Annotated in this window: 18 protein-coding genes and 1 other RNA gene; 4 read left to right on the top strand and 15 right to left on the bottom strand. The window is 35.2% G+C overall.

The window, feature by feature from the left end; translation table 11 throughout:
* Positions 1-57: 57 nt before the first annotated feature.
* The 4 genes from CGC63_RS10425 (at position 58) to CGC63_RS10410 (ending at position 3,347) form a co-directional block, all read left to right on the top strand.
* Positions 58-1,788 carry a peptide ABC transporter substrate-binding protein gene (locus tag CGC63_RS10425; RefSeq protein ID WP_003020017.1) on the top strand — a complete coding sequence of 577 codons (1,731 nt, stop codon included), beginning with the start codon at positions 58-60 and terminating at the stop codon, positions 1,786-1,788.
* A 180-nt stretch (positions 1,789-1,968) separates the two neighbouring features.
* Positions 1,969-2,318: a transfer-messenger RNA gene (gene ssrA, locus CGC63_RS10420) on the top strand.
* A 398-nt stretch (positions 2,319-2,716) separates the two neighbouring features.
* On the top strand, positions 2,717-2,944 hold the full coding sequence (locus CGC63_RS10415) for a hypothetical protein (RefSeq protein WP_003020019.1): 228 nt from the start codon (positions 2,717-2,719) through the stop codon (positions 2,942-2,944).
* A gap of 178 nt (positions 2,945-3,122) precedes the next feature.
* On the top strand, positions 3,123-3,347 hold the full coding sequence (locus tag CGC63_RS10410) for a hypothetical protein (protein WP_003020024.1): 225 nt from the start codon (positions 3,123-3,125) through the stop codon (positions 3,345-3,347).
* Positions 3,348-3,719: 372 nt separating this feature from the next.
* Here the strand turns inward: CGC63_RS10410 and CGC63_RS10405 are convergent, their stop codons facing one another.
* The 15 genes from CGC63_RS10405 to CGC63_RS10340 are packed head-to-tail and all read right to left on the bottom strand — an operon-like array spanning position 3,720 to position 21,688.
* Complete coding sequence (locus CGC63_RS10405; protein ID WP_003020027.1) at positions 3,720-6,818, bottom strand: hypothetical protein; 3,099 nt, start codon at positions 6,816-6,818, stop codon at positions 3,720-3,722.
* A 33-nt stretch (positions 6,819-6,851) separates the two neighbouring features.
* Positions 6,852-8,510, bottom strand: a complete 1,659-nt coding sequence (locus tag CGC63_RS10400) for a hypothetical protein (protein ID WP_003020030.1) — start codon at positions 8,508-8,510, stop codon at positions 6,852-6,854.
* Between the two features lie 39 nt (positions 8,511-8,549).
* A complete protein-coding gene (locus CGC63_RS10395; RefSeq protein ID WP_003020033.1) occupies positions 8,550-9,011 on the bottom strand; it encodes a hypothetical protein in 462 nt (153 codons plus the stop codon).
* A gap of 20 nt (positions 9,012-9,031) precedes the next feature.
* Entirely contained in the window at positions 9,032-9,619 is a 588-nt protein-coding gene (locus tag CGC63_RS10390) for a hypothetical protein (RefSeq protein ID WP_003020037.1), read from the bottom strand.
* Positions 9,620-9,630: 11 nt separating this feature from the next.
* On the bottom strand, positions 9,631-10,614 hold the full coding sequence (locus CGC63_RS10385; RefSeq protein ID WP_003020040.1) for a hypothetical protein: 984 nt from the start codon (positions 10,612-10,614) through the stop codon (positions 9,631-9,633).
* 52 nt (positions 10,615-10,666) lie between these two features.
* Positions 10,667-11,371: a hypothetical protein gene (locus CGC63_RS10380; protein WP_003020043.1), complete on the bottom strand. Its 705-nt coding sequence runs from the start codon at positions 11,369-11,371 to the stop codon at positions 10,667-10,669.
* Positions 11,372-11,380: 9 nt separating this feature from the next.
* Positions 11,381-11,512 carry an XkdX family protein gene (locus tag CGC63_RS10375; protein WP_003020046.1) on the bottom strand — a complete coding sequence of 44 codons (132 nt, stop codon included), beginning with the start codon at positions 11,510-11,512 and terminating at the stop codon, positions 11,381-11,383.
* Positions 11,509-11,832 carry a hypothetical protein gene (locus CGC63_RS10370; RefSeq protein ID WP_040351092.1) on the bottom strand — a complete coding sequence of 108 codons (324 nt, stop codon included), beginning with the start codon at positions 11,830-11,832 and terminating at the stop codon, positions 11,509-11,511. The genes CGC63_RS10375 and CGC63_RS10370 overlap by 4 nt, the downstream gene beginning before the upstream one ends.
* 52 nt (positions 11,833-11,884) lie before the next feature.
* Entirely contained in the window at positions 11,885-18,742 is a 6,858-nt protein-coding gene (locus CGC63_RS10365) for a DUF6273 domain-containing protein (RefSeq protein ID WP_089438690.1), read from the bottom strand.
* A 22-nt stretch (positions 18,743-18,764) separates the two neighbouring features.
* The gene (locus tag CGC63_RS10360) at positions 18,765-19,112 is read right to left on the bottom strand and encodes a hypothetical protein (protein WP_003020058.1); all 348 of its coding nucleotides are present in this window, start codon (positions 19,110-19,112) and stop codon (positions 18,765-18,767) included.
* Between the two features lie 3 nt (positions 19,113-19,115).
* Positions 19,116-19,769, bottom strand: a complete 654-nt coding sequence (locus tag CGC63_RS10355) for a hypothetical protein (RefSeq protein WP_003020061.1) — start codon at positions 19,767-19,769, stop codon at positions 19,116-19,118.
* A 33-nt stretch (positions 19,770-19,802) separates the two neighbouring features.
* Positions 19,803-19,919 carry a CD1375 family protein gene (locus CGC63_RS15820; RefSeq protein WP_259805246.1) on the bottom strand — a complete coding sequence of 39 codons (117 nt, stop codon included), beginning with the start codon at positions 19,917-19,919 and terminating at the stop codon, positions 19,803-19,805.
* A complete protein-coding gene (locus tag CGC63_RS10350; protein ID WP_040351093.1) occupies positions 19,919-20,290 on the bottom strand; it encodes a hypothetical protein in 372 nt (123 codons plus the stop codon). The genes CGC63_RS15820 and CGC63_RS10350 overlap by 1 nt, the downstream gene beginning before the upstream one ends.
* Before the next feature lie 20 nt (positions 20,291-20,310).
* Positions 20,311-20,748, bottom strand: coding sequence for a hypothetical protein (locus CGC63_RS10345; protein WP_003020064.1), 438 nt, complete (start codon positions 20,746-20,748; stop codon positions 20,311-20,313).
* Positions 20,749-20,773: 25 nt separating this feature from the next.
* Positions 20,774-21,688 carry a hypothetical protein gene (locus CGC63_RS10340; protein WP_052530445.1) on the bottom strand — a complete coding sequence of 305 codons (915 nt, stop codon included), beginning with the start codon at positions 21,686-21,688 and terminating at the stop codon, positions 20,774-20,776.
* Positions 21,689-21,702 lie beyond the last annotated feature (14 nt).

The following is a 21,702-nucleotide window of genomic DNA, read 5'->3' as shown; positions in this document are numbered from 1 at the left end:
AGGAATTTTGTATAATAAATGTATACTTATGAAGGAAATAAGTAGAAGGAGGCAAAAATGAAAAAACGTGTTTTAGCAATGCTTCTTGCTTCTGCGATGGTTGCCGGTTCACTGGCAGGATGTGGCGGCTCCAGCGACAAACCAGAAGCAAGCACAGAAGATGGAAAAGAAACAGCAGAAGAAGGTTCTGCAGCACCGGAATGGGAAGCTTATGATGAATTAATTGCCAACATCAAGAAGGAAACAGACCTTGTAAAACGTGAGGCAATGATGCACGAAGCAGAAGATATGCTTATGGATACATGGGCAGTTGTTCCTTTATACTACTACAACGATGTTTATATGCAGAGTACAGATGTAGAAGGTATTTACTCTAACCTTTTCGGATTTAAGTATTTTGGATTTGCAACAGCTCCAAATAATGAATTATCCTTACAGGTTGCATCTGAACCAAATAAACTTGATCCGGCGTTAAACTCAGCAGTAGACGGCGCTTGTCTGGCACTTCTTTCATTTGCCGGATTATATAAATATGATGAAACAGGAGCTTTAGTTCCGGACTTAGCTGAAAGCCATGAAATGAGCGAAGACGGTCTTACTTATACTTTCACAATGAAAGACGGTTTGAAATGGTCTGACGGTGAAGCTCTTGACGCAACAGACGTTGCATACAGCTGGAACAGACTTGTAGATCCTAATACAGGTGCTGACTATTCTTACTTAGCAGACGGTATTGCTAAGAAAGAAGACGGTACACTTGATATCGCAGCTTCTGAAGACGGAAAAACATTTACAGTAAAACTTGCAGCACCTTGTGCATACTTCCTTGACTTATGTGCATTCCCTGCATTTTACCCAGTTCCACAGCAGAACGTAGAGTCCGCTGAAGGCGCAGCAGATAACCCGGGTGCATGGTGTCTGGAGTCTGGATTTGTAACATCCGGTCCGTTCACATTAAAAGAGTGGAAACACAATGAGTCTATGACTTATGAACCAAACCCAAATTACTATGATGCTGGAAAAGTTTCTTTGAAGAAAATCAACTTTATGTTAAGTGCTGATGATACAGCTGTATTTAACGCATTTAAAGATGGTTCTTTACAGTTTAGTGATACAATTCCAACAGACGAAATGAAAAATGTTGTAAATACACCTGAATTCCACAAAATTGCTACTTTAGGAACATATTACTCAGGATTTAATGTTCAGAGTGAATTATTTGCAGGAAAGACAGCACAGCAGGCAGCAGATATGCGTCATGCATTCTCCTTACTGATTGACCGTCAGTATATTGTAGATACAATCGCTCAGGCTGATCAGACAGTAGCTAACACATTTATTCCGGAAGGTATGTTAGATGGACAGGGTAGCGAATTCAGAGCAAATGATGACGCTTATACTTATCCAGATGCAGAAAACGTTGGTTACTATGATCCAGAAAAAACAGAAGCTAACGTAGAAGAAGCTAGAAAATTATTAGAAGGTGCTGGATATAAATTTGATGATGCAGGTATGTTATCTCCAGAAACACCAATTAATATTACATACCTGACAAATGACTCTGAAGGTAATGTTAAGATTGGTGAAGCTATGCAGCAGGATTTCAATGAAATCGGTATTAACATGACAGTAGAAACACGTGAATGGTCTACATTCCTTGAAGAAAGAAAAGCTGGTAAATTTGACTTTGCTCGTGAAGGTTGGTTAGCAGATTACAATGACCCAATTAACATGCTTGAAATGTGGGAAACAAAATCTGGTAACAATGATATGCAGTTTGGTAGATAATTTACTTTCTGCTATATTCTTGTAATGAAAAGCGCCGCTTTGAGATTGAAAAATCTTGAAGCGGCATTTCTATTTGTCGAGAAATTAATATTCCCTTGACAAATGAGGTAAATACGTTTAGTATTATAGTTGCGCCAAAGGAAGTATGTTATTCTCGTTTGCACAACCAGAATGCTTTTAGGGCTTGTACTGGTTTCGACGGGGGTTTTGAAGTTGAGGAAGCCATCTGCAGACTCCGGGACTGCATACCAACCTGGAAATTAAATATAAACGCAAACGATAACGTAGCGTTAGCTGCCTAATTGCAGCTTGTCAGCCTTAAACCACCCGCTGTTTAAGAACCTGGCATCGACTTTGCGGGGCACTTCGCTTTCAAAGCTTTGAGAAAGTGGAAGATTTTATGAAGCTACTAAGTGCAAAAGCCTGTTATTCGGCGTTTGTGTGAGGGAATGTTAAAAGAATAACTGTGATGGGAGATGCCGCAAGGGATAGACTTTCGGACAGGGGTTCAATTCCCCTCAAGTCCACTCCGAAAACCCAGTAAAACTAAGGGTTTTCGGTATTTACAAAAAATTATCTAATCAAAAATCTAATCAAGAACAAATATACTTATAAAATTTATAAAGAAAGGAGTATTTTCTATATATGACAAAGTAATAAGTATTTACATAAATACGAGAAATTCTTGTTTTTATGTAAGTGCTTATTTTTTTGTACAACCTTCCAAATTTTCCCAGTTGACAACTCGAACAAACGTTTATATAATAGGAAATATAAATATACAAACGAATGTTCTAAAGTCTGTATAAGCTCCTAAAATACGTCTAAAACAAATTTCACTACACTTATAATAAAATATACGGAAAATAACATAAAACTGATTTTAGACACAGAATAGAAGCTTACAGACTGTATTGAGAGGTGTACTATGATAACATACGAGAACGAAAATGCACGATTACTTATTGAAGGAAAAGTAATCAATCTAACTCCAATCATCGAAAAGATTAACCTACAAGGAGAAATCTATATCACAGAAGAAGCTGCACTGAAATTCTATAATACTTATCACAAGAAAGAAATATCCCAAATAACCATTATTGTAGATAACAAACCTGTTATAGTTGTTCCAATGGTTAAAATGAAAATGATATAACAGATTGTGCAATAATTTGTCGATAAAATTTTATTGCAAAATGTCAATGTTTGTATTACTATATATTTTGAACTTACATATTTGGAAATAGTGTAAGAAGAGATTTGAGCTAAATATTGAACTGCAAAAATGACTACTGAAACATGTGGTCATTTTTGTATTATAAGAAGGTGAAATTATGTTAAAGAAAAACGACACTGCATGGATTGTAGAAAATAACTTATCTGTAAGAGAGGTACGTATTGTAAATATATTCGGCAACTTAATAACCATTCAATTTGACAACACAGTGATTAGGCTTCCAAAGCATAGAATTTACGAAACGTATGAAGAAGCAGTAAGTTCAATAAAAAATGTGAAACCAGTGAAGAAGGTAAGCAATCCTTATGATTACTGGCACTAAAAAGTAAAAAAATAACCTCCTAGCTTTTTTGCTAAGAGGTTAAGCTTACGTCACACGTTGTTATTCATCTAAATGCTAAACATATCTTGTTGACTATGTTTAAATACGCCATGCGTTACTATTCATCATAAATACTAATTCTTTTACCACATTTAAATACATCGTATGTTAATATTTATTTATAGCATTATTATATATCCTTTCTATGAAATTGTAAATAGTAAAAAATGAGGTACGTAACAGTACCTCAATAAGTATTTGCAAACTATAACTTGACATTTGCATTTTAAATTCATATAATGATATTGCTATTTGTATTATATATGCAAATGTTATAACACTAGAGCCGTTTAATAAGCGGTTCTTTTTATTTTATAGACTAGCCAAACTGTCAATTTGAGAGTTAGTAATAGCTTTTAATGGGAACGTCTCAATTATATGATTTTTTACATGCTCTACAAAGCTTACTTTACTCATTACGACACATTTATTATTACCAATTTTGCTTGTATTTGCAACAACTATATCGTATTCGCCTGCTGTTGCAGGGGTTATGTAGGTAGAAGTCGATATACCAATAGGATTTCCAGACATTAAATCATTTATGGTATTATGGGTATGTTTTGTTGTTGCGTAAAACTCGTGAGTATGACTGGTACTAGCCTTTCCGTCAAGAGCTGATTGGAGATTAGTAATATTCGCTATTGTATGACTATGACTACTAGGAGTAAAACTACTAGGTTTCCCCGTTATTCCAGACCATGCAACATTTGTCGCTGTTGTTGCACTTCCGGCACTTGTAGCATATTTAACGGATTTATTACTATCTGCTGTGTTGTCTACGTTTCCAAGACCTATTTCTGTCTTTGAATAAGCTGGTTTTGTAGAGGCTTTAGCCCATGAATAGACATCAGATGCTGGCATAGAAGAAGGTCTTCCTACTACATTTTCCCAACGAATTACACTGTTTATAGGTATAGTTTTGGTAAATGTAGGAGCACTTGTACTTCCAGCATCTGTTGAACTATAATTTTTGAACGTTAAAGCATTACCTTCTGCATTTCTACCGAGAGGAATGATACGTAAACTTTCTGCCCATTGTACTTGTTTATACCATATTTCAATTCTATTTTGTGTACTACTGATATTAACTAAGCCAGCATACAAATTATTTATAATATTATGTGAATTTTCAGAAATAGGAACATAATCAATACTAGCGGTAAATATAGTATCGTTTCCAGATGCAGCCCTAACATTTAGTAACACTGCTCTTTCTCTACTGGTAAAAATTAGTTGTTGATTTAATCTATGATATGTACGATTGCACACTAATTCTGCAATTTTAACATAACGAGTTCCTGCATTGCTTTTTTCTTGAATAGTACATATACCAGTATCGTGAGAGTGACTACTAGAAGCTTTGCCGTCAATTAAATCTTTCAATACCTTACCCTGATAAGCACTTAAAGCATCAGAAGTAGAAGTAGAAGTAAGATTGTTTTGAACAGGTCGCCAAGTGTTCGTGTCAGTAAAAACAGCATTACTAGGAACTGATTTTCCTAACGTATAAGCGCAAGCCACAGGTTTACCTCCACTAAAATATACAGGCTGTGTACTAGAACCTGCATTTGCATTTAACATATTCGCACTATTGGCAGCTCCACCAGCAGAGGAAGAACCTGCATAATTATGTGTGTGTGAGGTAGCAGCAGCACCTAATTCAGATAAGGTAGGTTTATCTGCACTTGTATATACCTTGTACCATGCACCCCAAGTGCTTGCTCCTAAATCAGCAGTTCTAAGCATAAGTCTTGGTGTTGTATTATTTATATATCCAAAAGCCATCTGATAACCATTTCCACCTGATGTTTCACTCCAAGGAGCAAACGACATTAAGCCAACATAAGTATTACTTATAGGTGAATTGATTTTTGAAGCAGATTTAAAGTCAAATGTAACTGCATTTTTTTTAAATCCAGCATTATTAGGTGCTGGGTTAGTATCCCGTGTATCAGGAACTTTAATAGATGATGCTGATACAGCAGTTCCACTAAGTTTAAGATAATTTGCATCTGTTTTACCTTTAATATAACTCCACAACGATGACATTGAACGCCTTACTGGAGTTCCGCTACTATCAGCATTATCACTACATAAATACCAATTTGTATCAGTAGGAACTGCCGAACCAGAAACAGCACCATTAATAACTAAATTTTTTAGAGCTGTTGAATAGGTATTCGCACCAGTGCCTCCACTTGTTACGGGGATTACACTGTTATCAGCAAACGTTTTTACCCATCGTGACCATGTTTTATTACTACCATATCCGTCATAATATCTTGTATATTCCATGTGAGTTCCTGCATCGTATCCTGTCATAACTTGCTGGATATACCCGTTATCTCCTAGCGCATATTTTACAACAAGTTTAAAAGCCCCCTGTGTACCAGTAGGTCTATTTTTTATACCGGTATTCTTGGCACTCTGAGACACATATGTACCCGGAGTTGAATATGTATTTAAGTCAGAGTTGTTCGGAATAGTAGTAGCACCTTCCCCAATTGACTCAAACTGGAGATTGCTTGCGGTAGTAGTAAGGTTTGTTCCTCCCGTTCCACCTCTACCAATAGGTAACACTCCACTTGTAATATTATCGGCAGAATGATTATGACTCGTTGGAGCATATTGAGAATGTGTGTGCCCTGAAGTTGCCGCACCAATTACAGCAGGAGTAATATTGATTTCCTTTGCACCTGAACCATCATAAGTATTTAGTAAAGCTCCATTTCCTTTTACTGTAAGTGCATAAGGATTTGGAAGTTTTGTTGGCAATCCTGTAATTTGTGAAGCAGGATGATTATGTGTGGATGGGGGAAATGTACTTGGCTTACCACTGACACCAGACCAAGGAACAGAATTTGCACTTGAAGCATTACCTGCTAAAGCACCAGTAAATTTATTTGCAACAACATTTCCATCATCATTGATGGTCATAAGTTTATTAAAATTTTTTCCACTATCCCCTGACTGGTAAAATCCAAATACTGCATCACCAGAAGTACTGTTATCAATGATTTCAATTTTCTGTTGATATGTGCTTCCATTTTGAAGTATAGTAGCTGCATCTCCTGCACCAAGTGTAATAGTAGAAGCCAATTTACTTAAAGAAGCACTACCTTCTTTTGGAGAAAATTTGTTTGTCGCTTCTGTTTCTGTAAAATATCTATCGTCATGAGTATGAGAAGATGGCGTGAAAGAACTCGGCTTTCCAGTAATATCATTCCATCCTAAAGTCATATATTGTAATTGACTCCATTTGGCTATCCCATCACCAATTTTATATTTACCATATTTATCTTTAGAAAAAGCCAATTGACCAGCAAGCAAAACAGGGTTATATTTTATCCAGTTTGCTTCTGTATCATAAGCTTCTTGTATTTTCGTATTTATAATTTTTTGAGCCATTTAAAAATCTCCTTTTATTTAAAAAGAGGAGCATTAAGCAGCCCCTCCACCATTTAAAATAAGTGTATTACCACCATTTACGATTGTATCAGTGGAAACACTTGCAACGGACATAATTCCGCTACCATCTACACTAACTTTGTTTGCACCTGTAGCAGATTTAACAAGACCAGCAGTAGATGCATTTGCAATACCATAAGTTGTATTGTTATCAGCAGCCCAAACAGCAGTACCATCAGCACTCCATTTCAGGAACTGACCAGCCTGACCACCAGTAGGAATATGTTTATTACCCGGTGTAGTTGGGTGTACATAGTTGTTAGCATTTGGTGCAATGTTATCTAATTTTGTTTTATCAGCAGGTGACATAAGACCAGCATTGCTTCCTGTGGCATTACCATAAGTAGTATTTGGAGGTGTCTGCCATGTACCATCTCCTCTAAGATATTTACCCTGAGCACCAGCAACAGGAGCAGGTACAAGACCATGAGTACCATTTGCACCAGAAGTAGCACCTGTCATATCTTTATTGGCAGCTTTACTGTCTAATGCAGCCTGAAGACCATTGATTGTGCTAATATCCTGATTATGAGCAGAAGGTGTGAAAGTAGAAGGTTTTCCAGTTACACCACTCCAAGGAACAGAAGTAGCAGAACCAGCAGTATACACTTCGTAACCATCTTCTACATTTAATTTACTGTCATCTTTTACGAAGTACATTTTTCCTGTACCTGTAACCTTTACAGTATCACCAGTCTGTACGTCAGCAGTTGTAAGTTTAAATCTTGCTACATCATCAGCAACAATTTTACATCTTTCCAACGCACCGTGAGGTAATCTTGCAATATCAATTGTACCTGTCAGCTTATTAGCATTCATGCCTGTAATATCAGCATCGCCAAATTTTGTGCCTTTCTGAATTGCATCCACAATTCCATAGCCAGCTAATGTAGTTGGATTTGTACCTGCTGTAACATGACCTTTATTATCCACAGTAACAGATTTGTATGTACCTGCTTCTACACCAGATGTAGGATGCACATAGTCTCTCTGTGTTGCATTAACAACAATGCTACCTGTTTCATCAGTTGTAACAGAAGCGATACCTGTACCTTTGATATTTACAGCACTATTCTTACCATCAGTTCCAACCAAATCAATTTTTACATTACCATTTGCTAAGCTTTTTGCTGTAGCAAGGTTGTATTTAGTATCTGTGCTTACAAATCCACTATCATTAGTAAGCTGACTTACTTTTGTAGGTACAGAAACATTTACTGCTTTTTCACTAATAGGTAATGGAGCACCATTTACTTTTACGCTTTCAATAATGTTTGCCTGTGCTCCAACAGGTGCATGAGGTGCTTTAGAATGAGCAAAAGCAGCATCATAATTTGCTTTTAAAGCATTTGTCAGTGCAACCTGAATACCATCCAGAATGGATTTGTTGGCATGACTATGGTTTGCAGCCTGAACAGCCTTCTGGATAGCAGCTTCAATTTCTGGAGGTGTCATTGTAATATAAGGTAATGCCTTAAAAGTATCAGTACCATTACCAACTTTTACTTTTGGTGCGCCACCTGTAATTTCAATACCAAGCTCACCTTTTAAGAGGACTTTTTCTGAAGTACCCCAATTTACAGTTGTATCATTGCAAAGTATAATTCTTGTATTTAATGTTGTGTTTGCCATAATATTTTTACTCCTTTTTTATTATAAAAATGGTGACAGTTATGCACCGCCACCATTTATGATTTTTATGTCGTTGTAATCACTTCCGACACAATAGTATTTAATTGTTGTATCGTCCCAACGGTACAATTTGTTTTCACTTTCCGCAACATATAGACACAACTCATTTCCGACAGGAGGAAAATCATTGGTCGCTCCACCCTTGAAAATAACATCATGAGGAGGAGAAGTTATTTGATTCCATTTGTCCTCATATGCCCATAAACAAGATGTTTCTAAAATGAAATAGAATAACCCACAAACAGGTGCAAGAATAGCCAATCTTTCTTGCTCTGTTTGCAACGTTACAATATTAGAATAGGTTGTCCTTATCCCGTTGTAGTCTAAAGCAATTGTCTTTGTGTCTTTGATAAAAATTAACTGGCTGTGTTTAACTGGAAGTTCATGTAATTTACTGCCATTCGTAATCACAACAGACAGTATTTCTTTCATTTCTGCCATGTGATTTCCTTTCTGTCTATTTAAAATTCTGTAATCGTTAGACAACTCTGAACATATTCTTTTGACTTTGCAACTGCTTCTTTCTTTGCAGTATTAATCTGTTCTGTTACGTCTGTATTTGCGCCCACAACCTTATCTATGTAAGATGTCAGGGTTTCATCTTCTGGGATATTCACTTTTGTTTCAAGAGTTTTCACTTTGTCTTTAACTTTATCAAATTCCATGCTAATATCTTTAAAAACAATCTGCCATCCACTGCCATTCCATATATAACCAGTATTTTCCAGTTTATTAATATACAGAACTCCTTGTTCCTGAGAAGAGTCTGGTAGTTTATCCACAATCATGACATATTGTTTTAAACTGCTTGCAGAGCTTAATTCTTCTAAAACGCAACCATTGTCAGATGGCTGGATAGTGTAGGTATGATATTTTCCATCATTAAGCTTTGCTTTTATTGTTTGCCCAGCATAAGCATTTGCCTCTTGTATGTAAGCTTGTGCGTTTGAAAGACTATCCCAGATTTCCGTAGAGTCGAGTGGAAGTGGCTCAGTTCGAGAAGCTGATTTTAATACAACATATAACTGTTCTGGTTTGTAATCTGCCATTTTGAACCTCCTTAAAGTATCACTTCCAATGTCATATTTGCCTTTATGGGGGTAGAAAGCTGTAGTACATAACATTTGTATGCTATTTTTCCTTCTTGCCCTCCTCTGGCATCTGCAACTTGCACAATAGATTTCTTAAATCTCATTGCAAGATTTGGATCACTTCCTTCAATGTAATGTATCCTTTCTATATCGGACATAAAATCAGGATATGCAATTATAATGTATTGTGCACCGATATGAATGTGCATAGTAAAACGATAACCTTTTTCTGGGTTTAAATGCTTGTTTAAATCCCGTATACTCTCAGATGTAGGTATGTAATTCGCTCCATTTCCTGAGCCGTAAAATAAGCATCTTTTTCCAGTAAAATTATAATCTTCAGAAGCAATTGTGCCAGCCACAATATGTCCATCAGAATATGGTTTTCCCAAGTTATCATTTTTAATAATACCTTCTTTATAAGTTGCAATAGCAGAATAAGTAATAGTTTCATCTCCAATGATAAAAGGTTTACCATCATAATTAGTAGGAGAAGTAGGACTTTGTTTTACTTGTTCTTTTCCTTTTTTAAAAACGATATCTGTTAATTTTCCTGCATCATTTTGTGTAAAAGTTGCTGTTAATTTTGGAGTTATAGAAGTTCCAACCTCTACAATTCCTGAAACTGTTCCTTTGTTATTACTTAAAGTAACCAGAGGTTTTACATATTCTGGCTTAATTGACTTTTGTGTTGTCATTGCCATAATTTCATCTAAAGAAGTTTCAGATGGAATTGTTTGACCAGAACTTAATGCACCAAAATCCGTTCCGTTTAATGTATAAGCTTTTTGAGTACGAGGAGTATTTATTATGGTATTTTTTTCTTTGTTTAACCAGCCGATTTCACCATTATCAAGGAAAATGATATCGTACTCATCAATCTTATTTTGTTTTTTTGCGGCTTCAATATCTAATTTATTTCCAAATGAAAGTTTGGATAATTTTGTAGCCATAAAAATCCTCCTTAATAAATTTTATAAAAGAATACGTTGCTAAATATAGTTTTTAAAATTCAACAACTTCATATCCAATATCTTTGTTTACTTCCACTGAACGAGATGTTGTGTTGCCGAATTCTACGACAGGCACACCGTTTTCATTTACATTTCCACCAGAAGGTAGCAAATGTGCATCGCCTATTTTATTTCCATGAGAAGTTAATTGAATGATGTTCTTTTCTAAACTAATATTATCTGCTTTAGTTTTATCCAAGTTTGTATTAAACTCGTTCAAATCCTGTATCATTGCGTCAATTTTTAAGAGTCTCTGATCTAAGCTTGTAAGAGCATCATCAGGAATAAGGTCTGACCAAGCAGCAATTGGAGTGATAGTGATAGTAGTTGGAGTGGTTTTTCGCACGTGTTGAACTAATTGTCCTTCTTTACTCCTATGTACATAGGTAAATGTAATCTGCAATTCAATGTCGCCATGTTCTTGCGTCAGAGCAGTGTCTATAGGTAAGATATACTCTAACTGTTCTTTATAAAGTTCTTCAGATAAAATTAAATTTTCAGAACGATATTTTTTTGAAATGGGTAAGACATACTCCAGAGTTGCAGTGAAAAGTGTCATATCGAAATCTTTATAGATAGGAGATGTAAGGAAATGTAATTTGTCTACTAATTTGCTACGTTGTAGAATACGTTCTTTTGGCGTAGTATTGATTAGTTCATTATTCTCATTTATTAAAATGGTATATATAGATATCACCAACTTTCTTTAAACTTCACCAATAATGTACTTATATTCATAATCAGTGATAGTTGATTTTTGTATCATTGACTGAAGTTTTTCTTCTGATAGTTTTCCTTTTTCATAAAGTCTTTTTAAGCTTTCTACTAATTGAGTCATAGCACGCCTCCTTCAATAAGTGATAATGTATATGCATCTATAATTTCTTCTGGCGTTTTATAGTCCAATATTTTTAACTGTTTATATTCGTATTCATCTATTTCAACAATGTCCACCGTATCGTACTTATTCACAACAGATTTTGGAAAAGAAGGATAAGAAGAAATATGCCAGATATAATTTTTAGAAGAAGAAAGAATTGCTTGAGCATCTTCTTCTGAACATGTTATTACAGTATCAATGCTTTCATCATATCTGCAAAATACAAGTTGAGAAAGGACATCAATGACTCTATTGTTTTTTATTACTTTATATAACATAGTTGCCTCCTTAATTAAAAGAAGTGGAAGATAAACTCCCACTTCAATATTTTTATATTGAAAACATGATACGGACACCATCCTCATTATAGGAATAATAGTATCCTGAAAGTGTACCATTATCCTCAACACGATAATAATAAGTTGTATATTCAATGTTAGGAGAACGAAGCCAATAAGAATGAACATCTCCATTTTCATAAGAACAAGTCCTTGATTCATTTGTTGTGAAATACGGGATTGGAGAACCTTCGTAGATATATGGTTCAGTTGTCATTGTCGGGTCTACTTCGTAAGCTGCTGGAATGTGAATATAACAGTTGGAAGTGGAAACGTCTGTGGATTTATTACCAACAGAAGAACTAATTCGTGCCTGTTTTACTAATTGTTTATAGGCTATCGGAATAGCATTGTATAAACGTTTATTTAAAGATTTATTTAGTTCCGCAGTTGCCCAACCTCCTGTATTTTCAGAGGAAGTACTCAAAGTCTTGTTAATAGATAACAAGTGTTTTGCAATAAAGCTCATGGATGTACGTTTTTGTGTTCCGTCTGCTAAGTAATAACGCTTGAAGCCACACATTTCCATTTCCAGTTTTTCATGCGTCCACATGGAAAGATTTTTACAAGCTTCATCACCCAAGTCTGCATACCAGATTTTGCTCCAATATACAGTTCCTTTAGCATGATTTTCAAACATTCCGTCATCTGCTTTACCGCTACCAAATACCAAAGTCGCATTGGTTTTTGTACTTCTGTTTTTTGTTAATTCAATATATTGAGGTTCTTCACCTGTAAGGTTTGCAGAGTATACATGGATACCTGTTTCTCCCTTAATATGTCTCATAACAACCATTTCACGTTTATTAAAAGAAGCAACAGAAGTAGAAGAAGTTCCCCATGAAAATTTCGGATTATTGTTATTCCAAATACGGAACCCATTTGTACCATCATTTTGGAAACACTGGGCAATAACAGAAGCCTGAGGCGAAGTTCCATCAAAAGTATAATCAATTGCAAGTGTGAAATCTCTATCTTCATCGAAGAGAGAAATATTCGTGTCGTAATGTTCTGTGCCTGTAAATACTTTTTTCTCACTGATAATCACCTTTTCAGAAATGTCATCATAGCTGTAGTCGTGTCCTAATTCAAAAGAGAATGAGTCTTTCAATTTTACAACATCTTCTTCAATACCTAATTTTGTCAAGGCATACATTTCAACGGGACGTAATTTTGATAATGGCTTATCATCGAAATATCCCTCATTATATTCACAAGAGTCAAATACAGCATTGACATCTTTATCTCCACTGACAAAACCGCTTTTATCCCAACCTGTGAAAAGATAGTATTTGTAAGCAGTTTCTTCTCCCGTATAAGTAGGGATGTCACCTTTGTAAAATACAGAAGAACCGTAAGGAGCAGTAGAAGATTGTAATACATTTCCTCTTGAGAGATATCTTACCATATAAGTTCTTAAAGACTCAGAGTAAGTGGCTCTGATTTCCAAGTTGGAGAATACAGGAGCAAATTCCGTATCCCAACCCTTAAAGGTAAAGACTGTACTTACATTGCTAGGTTTTGTTGGTGTAGGAATAGGAGAGTCAGGACGTGTAATTGGATTAACAGGCTTAGAACCCTTGTCAACATATTGTTTGTCCAACAGTGTTCCATCGTAGTTCAGGAATTTTACAGTATACTGCGTAATAATGGTATCATAATTGATATCCAAATCTTTCCATGCTTTCTTGTAATCCTCTAATTCTTGTTGTCTCATTACAGGAACATGAACAGAACCAGTCAGTACAGAAACATCTGTATTATAGCCATTTTCATCAATACCGGATAATTTAATCAATCTCTTTAATAAACTGTCGTCTTCTAAATTCCAGTTGATACCTGTTAAACGTAAACGGTTTAATTTTGGAGATTTTTCAATCATATCTTTTGCATGAATTGTAGGACAATCGTCAATAGAAAGTGTTGTGATATTTTCGTAAGATGAGATTTTTAAGTCATTGAGAGCCAATAACTTTTTCGCAGTAAGAGAGGCAATTGCAGGAAGATGTGCTGTCTGTATTTTACCTCCTGTCGGGAGGATAACACCCGTAATACCAGAACCATCAGCTAAAAATTCTGTAAGGTTTGTACACTCTGTAAGCGCAATGGTCTTTTTCAGATTTGGAAGATTTTGCAGATTTAATCTCTCAAGCAGAATATTCTTACCGATACCAAAATCATCCATGTTCATGTTTTTATATCCAGATACGCCAGAACCAATTGTTAAATCTGTCAATTTTATACCTTGGTTAAAGTCTGTGTAACCCGGATAGAATGGAGCAATATCACCGATAGACTGAATAATAGAAGCGTTATATACATAAATTTCTGTATCATTCATTGCTGGAATTGGAGATTTTACTGTATATGTTTGACCTCGTTTTGCACGAACAGAAGTCTGGTTAGAACCAAAACGGTTTACCACGTAAGTATCTGCATAAGGAACAATATGAAAAGTACCATCTGGTTTTACACCAGTCCATTCCCGTGGAGTATAACCTCGAATAGTAATAACATCAGAAGTACAAGCTGTTCCAGCATATTTACTTGACATATATTTTTCCTGATATTTCTGGAACTGTCTACGCTGATGCTTTTTATCTCCGTACATCATGGTTAAATAAGAAGTTGTACCATTATCTTCATAAGGTCTGAAATATTTTCTTCTCATGTCCATAATCCATAATCTTTCAGGTTTTAATGCCTGTTCAGATTCCATTTCAGAAAGAATACGAGATGCAGACCATGCCAGTTTACTTTCCATCTTAATAAACATTTTAGCAAGGTCTTCTTTTAAATAATCACGCACATAACAGTAAATTTTACTATCCCATGCATTAAATACAGACTTTGTGCCAATGGTATCAGTATCTTCATATCCATAACTCAGTGTCAGAGCACCTTCGTTGTTATTACCCATAGCAGTATCATTATCATAGTCAAAGCATAAATCCCAATGTACCAAGTCTTCTGTGTGCCAGAATGTATTTTTTGCTCGGTTATCAACCATTGTGTGTCTTTCCGTGAAGAGGTAGAAGAATAATACAGAGTCACGGATACAATGTTGGTCAAATTCCTTTACGAAGTTTTCTGGCGTTACGTTTACTACCCATGTCAGGAATGTCTGCCAAGCATCTTTCCCCGCCTGTAATTCTTCAGGACTACAATCTGGATTTTCATATCGCATTTCAAAGCTAGTGTCTCCGTCCCATCCTTCCTGAGATAAATCATCAGAGAGAAAACGACACTGCTTATCCGTATTATTAGATACCTCAACAATAAACTCTTTGTGATTATCAGGGTTCATACCAAAGGCTTCATGGTTTTTCTTTGAGTTACCAATATTTCCACAGCTATAGAAGTGCCAAGCTCCGTCTTTAAATTCTACTGCATTGCTTAAGTCTGTTTCCTTAATAAACACAACACAAGGATGAAATTCCATTGTATCACGTACTTTTGGGTCATCTTTTCTTGCCTGTCTCAAATACGGATTGAAACGATGATATTCCTGTGCCAAAGTAGAGTTGTTAATATTCTCGGAAGAGGCAACATTTACTTTGATGTTAAAATAATTAACAGGAATAGAATTCTCTGTCATCGCATATTTTGAATTAGACTCACCATTTTCAAACTTAAATCCTTTTTTACAGTTTAGGTCTAAGTTACGAGAAGACTCACCATAATACTCAGAAGAAGTACCTTGACCAGATAAAACTCCAGCTTCGGATACCCAGTTATCTACAGGTCTTCCGTTTTTATAGATTTGCTGGAAAGAAGTAACCGTAACCTTATCCTTTTTACCTGTTGTAAATCTTGGAGTTTCAATCTTAATAATACGTAAATCTGGACATTTTTCAGCAAGTAAATCTGGATCAAGATTACCAGAGGAGTCTAAAATATCATTTCTTGCATAGCGACTCATGATTTCGTCTGCATTTTTTGCATCAGCAATATGGTTATCTAAGATTTCATCATCTGTAAGGTTCATTGTGTAGGATTTCATACGATACACCCATACATCACAATCCTCAGAACCAATGGTAATTCCCTGTGGTTCTGCCTGTGTAAAACTATCGGATTCAGAATAAAGTTCAATCCTGCTTGGAATTCCGTCCATCCACATAACCATTTCTTTATATTCGCTGTCTGGAAGAATATTAAATTCCAATTCCATGTAATTGTCTTCACAGAATGGAAGAGTAATGGTATTCTGTTCAGAAGATAATACAGAAGATTGTGCGTTTACTCTGAAACCAATTTTGCCATTGACACATTCCATAACTTTACCGTCATAATCACGTACATTCGTGCTCTTATATACAAACTTAAAGTTTTTACCCAACTTCTTTGCATCATCACCGAATAATTTATAGTCAATGGTCGCAGTAGTACCAGCTTTTACACAGAAATAGGTATCTCCGTCTGCATCTAACTGATAACCACCATTCGCCCAGTCAAAGTTATCCGATACTGTCATGTGTACATTTTTGTCAACATCTTGCCATAACCTGTCTGAGTCTGCATTGCTTTTTCCAGCAGGATTAAAGTCAAAGGCAAGGTTTGTTACAATAGGCTTAACGTCAATACCCAATTCCGTTACCGTAACATTCAGAGCCTTCATTGTTTCACGGCATTTGATTTTTAAAGTTTTTGCTCCTGTGGAAGCAGATTTGTAACTCCATGTCTGACCTGTCCTGTCAACCTTTAATGTAGACAGAAGTTTTTCGTTTTCATAAAGAGTAATTGTAGAAGGATTATGCTCAGGGTCGTATACAACATATTTGATATTATAAGTGTTGTATTGCTTTACCTCAAACTTTGATATTGAACATCCGATAACAGGAGTATTATTTGTGGGTTCAATATAGATAATATCTTTAAAAATAGAATTGCTTTTTACAGACTGCTGATTTATCTCCGCTGTCATGTAAACTTCAAGAAGATGTGCGCCATGTGGTTTTTTCGGAATAGTTTGAGTCATCTGTCTACCAGTGACAGAAGTACCTATTGTGGCAATCTGTTGTCCATCTAATTTAAATACAATTTGTTTTGAAATATTTCCGTATGGAGTGTAGCGGAAAATTACTTCATCTGAATAAAATAAAGTATCATCAAAATTTGACTCAATCTTAAATTCTACAACAGTAATTGTCCAAGTCTTAGCTGACACTGTACCAAAACTGTCTGTAACAGTCATACGAATTGTATTTGCGCCAATTTTGAGATGTGGTGTAATATCAAAAGAGTTCTTACCTTGAATAACCGTAGAAGTAGCTACCTTTGTATTTCCCACTTTCCATGTTGCTGTTGCATTGCCAGTAGTATCACCAGCACTATCAACAGAGGTGAAATTGAATTCAATATTGGTTAGAGCATCCAATAAAACAACCAAACTTTCAGGAGTAATTCTTTCAATGGTAATTGTAGTAGAGTCTGCGCCGCTGCCACCTCCACCAACAATTGTAAATTGGTTTTTAACTTCTCCATTTTCAAGAAGACTGAAAACATTATCTACGTAAGTTGCTTCGTATGTATTCGAGGGCTTTTCGTTGATTTTATTGACGATATCCTCGATACGTGTTACATCGCCACTTAACGCAGTAACATTTCCCTCCATTTGCTGTACAGAGGATTTCATGACAGATACTTCATTTTTAATTCCTTCAACACTTTCTGTTGATGCTTTTTTATTTAATAAAGCGTCTGTTTCAGGTTTCTTATAATACTGTGTATTCAATGTTTCCGGTAATCCGTCAACATCTTTGTGGATAGCAGCTAAATCCTGTTCTGTTTTTGTTTTAAAAGTAGCTAACTCCTGTTTGACCGCATCTGTACCAGTTTTTACTTTTTCATCTACAATTTTATTATAAGATGATACCCATTGTGTACTTGGGTCTGTGTTAATTGTAATGGATTTAATTAAGTCTTCACCGTTGTAAAACTTAATAGTTTTTGTCGTATCATCGTATTCTACCTTAAATTTTGCCAGTCCATCAATCTTGTCGATTTTGTCATTGACTTCTTTCAAAGCCTCTGTTAAGTCAATGTTTTTAATCAAATTATCGACTTGCTGCTTTGTATAATAATTTAAAAGAGCAGTAGTGAGCTGTTCATTTAAAGAACCAGTGACCTGCTGTAAGATTTCATCTTTTGCTCCGTCAACAACCCCTTGAGCACGATTAGCAGAACTTTGAGCATTGTCAGCAGAAGTTTTTGCCTCTTTTGCAGCCTGTCTTGCCTCATTTACTTTTCCATCAATTAAAGTTACAAATTGTGTATACCAATCTTCATCCGGTTTTATAACCCCATTCCCGGATAAAGATTTTAAAATATTAACCTTTCCATTTGGTCTGGTTTTCCAAATATAATTTTGACCTTTTTCATTTGTGCCATTAGCAACGATTTCAAATTTTAAATCCCCTTCAAGGGCGGTAGCATATTCATCTACTAGCCACCCAAAGCGGATTTTATTTTCGCTATATGTTACATTTATAGGAGTGGAATAATGTTCTCCACCTTCGGCATTAACATAATGTACTCGAAAAGACATTTCCATAAGGTCTATTCCATCATAATAACGTGAAAGTTCAAATGGAATGAACTGACTGTTTACTTCTTGAGTCAGATTTAATTGTTTTTCATTTACTGAAATATTTTTATTATCATCTACAATTGAAAAGTTTTCATCAGAATAGTTATTGTACCATTCGTATTTGTCACTTCGAGTAAAAACTTCCTGAAGTGTGTCAATGCCTTTTTCTGCGAGAACAGTAGGCATGATACTCTTATCTATGTGTTCTGTAGATAACTTCTCAATTGAATTCTTAGAATTTTTAAAAGATAGAGCCATGCTTTATATTCCTTTCTGATAGTTATTCAATTGACTTATCGTCTGTTTTAACTGTTTTGTCAACAATCTTATCTAATTGTTGTTTTGCATAAGCTGCTGACTGCTCAAAAGCGTTCTGTATTAAAGCTTCCACAAATTTTTTCGGGAAGAAAGGTTTTAAAAATGCCGGAACTAACTCATAGAGCCAGTTCACAACTGCCTGAAATTTTTCATTTCCTTGTTTAAATCCGGTGAATTCTTCTTCTGCTTTTGCAATCAGTCCATTTACTGCATTATTTATTTTTGAATTTGTTTTAAACCAAAGTGCCAATCCACCAAGCACAATGTAAAGCAGTATTTCTAATACATTCATAATTACTGCAATTTCCATAAACTAATCCTCCTGTGTAATCGGTATGATTTTTAACTTATTCATTGCTGGTTGAATAACTCTGTGAGCAAAATCATTACCGCCATATCTTTCGTAATCTCCGAACATACTCCAAAAAGCATGTGCTTCCATTTCATTCCATTCTTGTTTTGGATTTCTTTCCACTGAGGTAAAGTAGTGGTAAGCGTTAATTAAATCCTGCCTTAACTCATTTACTTTCTGAGATTTCCTGTCTGCATCAATTTCTTCCTGTCGAGTCTGTATCTGCTCTAAAATCAAATGAAGTTCTTTAATCTCATTTAAAGCTTCTTCTGATTTTTTTACAGCAATATCTGTCTTTTCTTGCAAGCTATCTCTTAGCTGCTGAGAAACATTGCGGTATTTTAACTGTTCATCATAGAAGTCTTTCTGAGCCTGACTTAGTGCTTTTGTTTCTGCAATAATGTCGTCTTTTGCTTTTTGTAAGACCTCTACGGTTTCATATAGCTCTTCTTTTTTTTTACGATTTTGGTAAGAATTTTCGAAATAGGACTTGATATTTCCCCAGTTTTTAAATAAAAACTTGCCAATGAAATAAATAGAAACGACTAATAGAAGTAAAAGAGTAATAGGACTGCTGATATCTGCGAGTATGTAATCTGTAAATGTGTCTATCATAAGCACTCCTTATATAAATATAAGGAAGAACGTTTATTCTTCCTGTTTTAATTTATCCAGTTCTTGTTGTACTTTTTCTTTCCAATGAATAGGTACATCGTCAATTGTAATCTGTTCTCTTATAATTTTCTTAACATAAAAATTAACCATTATGCCTGTCCTCCAATCATTTCAGCAAGTTCCATAATTGCTCCGTCCTGTGTTACCTGGTCAGCCTGAATAGTTTCAACTGTAATTTCGAGTTTTGTTTTTTCTCTGAAACCGAATGTTGCTAAAACTTTTCCATCTTCGTTTACATCTACGTTAGAATAAATAGAAGATGAAAGCGCAAGCTTTTTATATTCTCCTGTAATGAGTTCATCTTGCTTGAACTGTACGGAATCTAAATTTCCTTTTTTTCTCAAAGTTTCTGTAAATTTTCCGAGAGCAACGAAATCATTTAAAAGAACTGTAATGTTATTTAAACCTGCGCCCGGCATGATTTCAAATTCTGTTTTATCTGTAAATACAATTTTCTGCATATTTGTTCTCCTTTCAACAATTATATTTTTCTTCCTGTCCAAGTTGAACCGTTTCGAAATCCAACATATAAGTTACACTGTGGGTCTACCATCAACAAACAACCATCACTACCACCATTAGTTATAAATACTCCTTTTGAATAATTCGGCACACTAATATTACCAATTGGTACTACTGAAGTTGCCTCTATGAAATATGAATATTTTATAGTAGGCGCGTTACCTATTCCAACAGCATATTTATTCATTGTTTTGGCGTCTATATTGGTTATTTCGTCCTTTAGTGTTTTTCCCATTCTACCATCTAAAACTGTATTAGAAGAAGTAGTAGTGGAGTTATTTACAACGGTGCAATTTGATGCTGTTCCCAATTGATTTATTCTTGTTCTTAATGGTTTTATATGAGTTGTATAAAAACGCTGTAGTCCACTAAAATTTAATGCTTCTTTTATATCCATTTTCTATATCACTCCTTACTTTCAGTTATAAGTTGGACAAAGAGTCAATCTGACTATTTGTTATTTCTTTTACATTAGCTGATGAAAACAAAGCATTTATTTTTGTACTGGAATATGTAGCAGTGGAGGAAGCAGAAGTATCATTGATTAGTTTTTTTATTTCCACTGGTATTCCAGCAATAGCATTATTTGCTTTCGTAGCTGCATTTTCAGCAGTAGAAGCTGCCTGATTTGCTTTTGTAGTCGCCTGATTTGCCAGCTCTTTAGCCCTGTCTGCTAAAGTAGCTTTATTGTTTGCATTTGTAGCGGCATCATTAGCTAAGGTTGCTTTGCTATTTGCATTATTGGCAGCATTATTTGCATTTGTGGTAGCTGTATTTGCTTTTGAGATAGCAGAGTTGGTATCTGTCTGTCTTTTGTTCTCAGCGGTGACACGAGCACTTTCAGCACTAACTCTTCTCTTTTCTGCTTCAATCCTTGCATTTTCTTGTGTTGTGAATTTCTGCATTAAAGCTTTCATATTAGCAATCGTTTTTTGCGCTTCATCAATCAGATTATCTAGCACAAGAAACTCATCTGTAGATTGAATATCCGCATTTAATACATAATTTTTTGACACGTTTAAAAAGAAAGGATAAGAAGTGATAGTCTGTTTATTTTGCGTAATTTGAATTTGACCAATAGATTGACCAATTTCTGCTAAGGTCTGTTCCGTAGGTTGGAAAGATATAATAGAATTCTGCAAAATACCGGGATTATAAATTCTTTTTCCACTGGGTTTTTCAAGGTATAATCTAATTTCTGCATCAGTAGGAATTTCATAATCGTCAATTACAAAATTCCATAGTCTGCCAGTATCACCTTGAATGGCATTTACAGATGTCAATATATCATGATGCAACCTAATTAACATTTGCGGTGAATTAAGTAAATTTGACATATTTTCCTCCTATA

The sequence above is a fragment of the Blautia hansenii DSM 20583 genome, from assembly GCF_002222595.2.
Taxonomy (GTDB): Bacteria; Bacillota; Clostridia; order Lachnospirales; family Lachnospiraceae; genus Blautia; species Blautia hansenii.
The sequence above is the reverse complement of the archived record's forward strand: the minus strand, read 5'-3'. Positions and strand labels throughout refer to the sequence as shown.

Excerpts from the sequence above, each read along its gene's own strand:
- CGC63_RS10355 (WP_003020061.1), bottom strand. The coding sequence starts at position 19,769 with ATGATAGACACATTTACAGATTACATACTCGCAGATATCAGCAGTCCT.
- CGC63_RS10425 (WP_003020017.1), top strand. The coding sequence starts at position 58 with ATGAAAAAACGTGTTTTAGCAATGCTTCTTGCTTCTGCGATGGTTGCC.
- CGC63_RS10395 (WP_003020033.1), bottom strand. The coding sequence starts at position 9,011 with ATGGCAGAAATGAAAGAAATACTGTCTGTTGTGATTACGAATGGCAGT.
- CGC63_RS10405 (WP_003020027.1), bottom strand. The coding sequence starts at position 6,818 with ATGGCTCAAAAAATTATAAATACGAAAATACAAGAAGCTTATGATACA.
- CGC63_RS10385 (WP_003020040.1), bottom strand. The coding sequence starts at position 10,614 with ATGGCTACAAAATTATCCAAACTTTCATTTGGAAATAAATTAGATATT.
- CGC63_RS10400 (WP_003020030.1), bottom strand. The coding sequence starts at position 8,510 with ATGGCAAACACAACATTAAATACAAGAATTATACTTTGCAATGATACA.
- CGC63_RS10390 (WP_003020037.1), bottom strand. The coding sequence starts at position 9,619 with ATGGCAGATTACAAACCAGAACAGTTATATGTTGTATTAAAATCAGCT.
- CGC63_RS10370 (WP_040351092.1), bottom strand. The coding sequence starts at position 11,832 with ATGTTATATAAAGTAATAAAAAACAATAGAGTCATTGATGTCCTTTCT.
- CGC63_RS10340 (WP_052530445.1), bottom strand. The coding sequence starts at position 21,688 with ATGTCAAATTTACTTAATTCACCGCAAATGTTAATTAGGTTGCATCAT.
- CGC63_RS10415 (WP_003020019.1), top strand. The coding sequence starts at position 2,717 with ATGATAACATACGAGAACGAAAATGCACGATTACTTATTGAAGGAAAA.
- CGC63_RS10365 (WP_089438690.1), bottom strand. The coding sequence starts at position 18,742 with ATGGCTCTATCTTTTAAAAATTCTAAGAATTCAATTGAGAAGTTATCT.
- CGC63_RS15820 (WP_259805246.1), bottom strand. The coding sequence starts at position 19,919 with ATGGTTAATTTTTATGTTAAGAAAATTATAAGAGAACAGATTACAATT.
- CGC63_RS10345 (WP_003020064.1), bottom strand. The coding sequence starts at position 20,748 with ATGGATATAAAAGAAGCATTAAATTTTAGTGGACTACAGCGTTTTTAT.
- CGC63_RS10410 (WP_003020024.1), top strand. The coding sequence starts at position 3,123 with ATGTTAAAGAAAAACGACACTGCATGGATTGTAGAAAATAACTTATCT.
- CGC63_RS10360 (WP_003020058.1), bottom strand. The coding sequence starts at position 19,112 with ATGGAAATTGCAGTAATTATGAATGTATTAGAAATACTGCTTTACATT.
- CGC63_RS10350 (WP_040351093.1), bottom strand. The coding sequence starts at position 20,290 with ATGCAGAAAATTGTATTTACAGATAAAACAGAATTTGAAATCATGCCG.
- CGC63_RS10375 (WP_003020046.1), bottom strand. The coding sequence starts at position 11,512 with ATGACTCAATTAGTAGAAAGCTTAAAAAGACTTTATGAAAAAGGAAAA.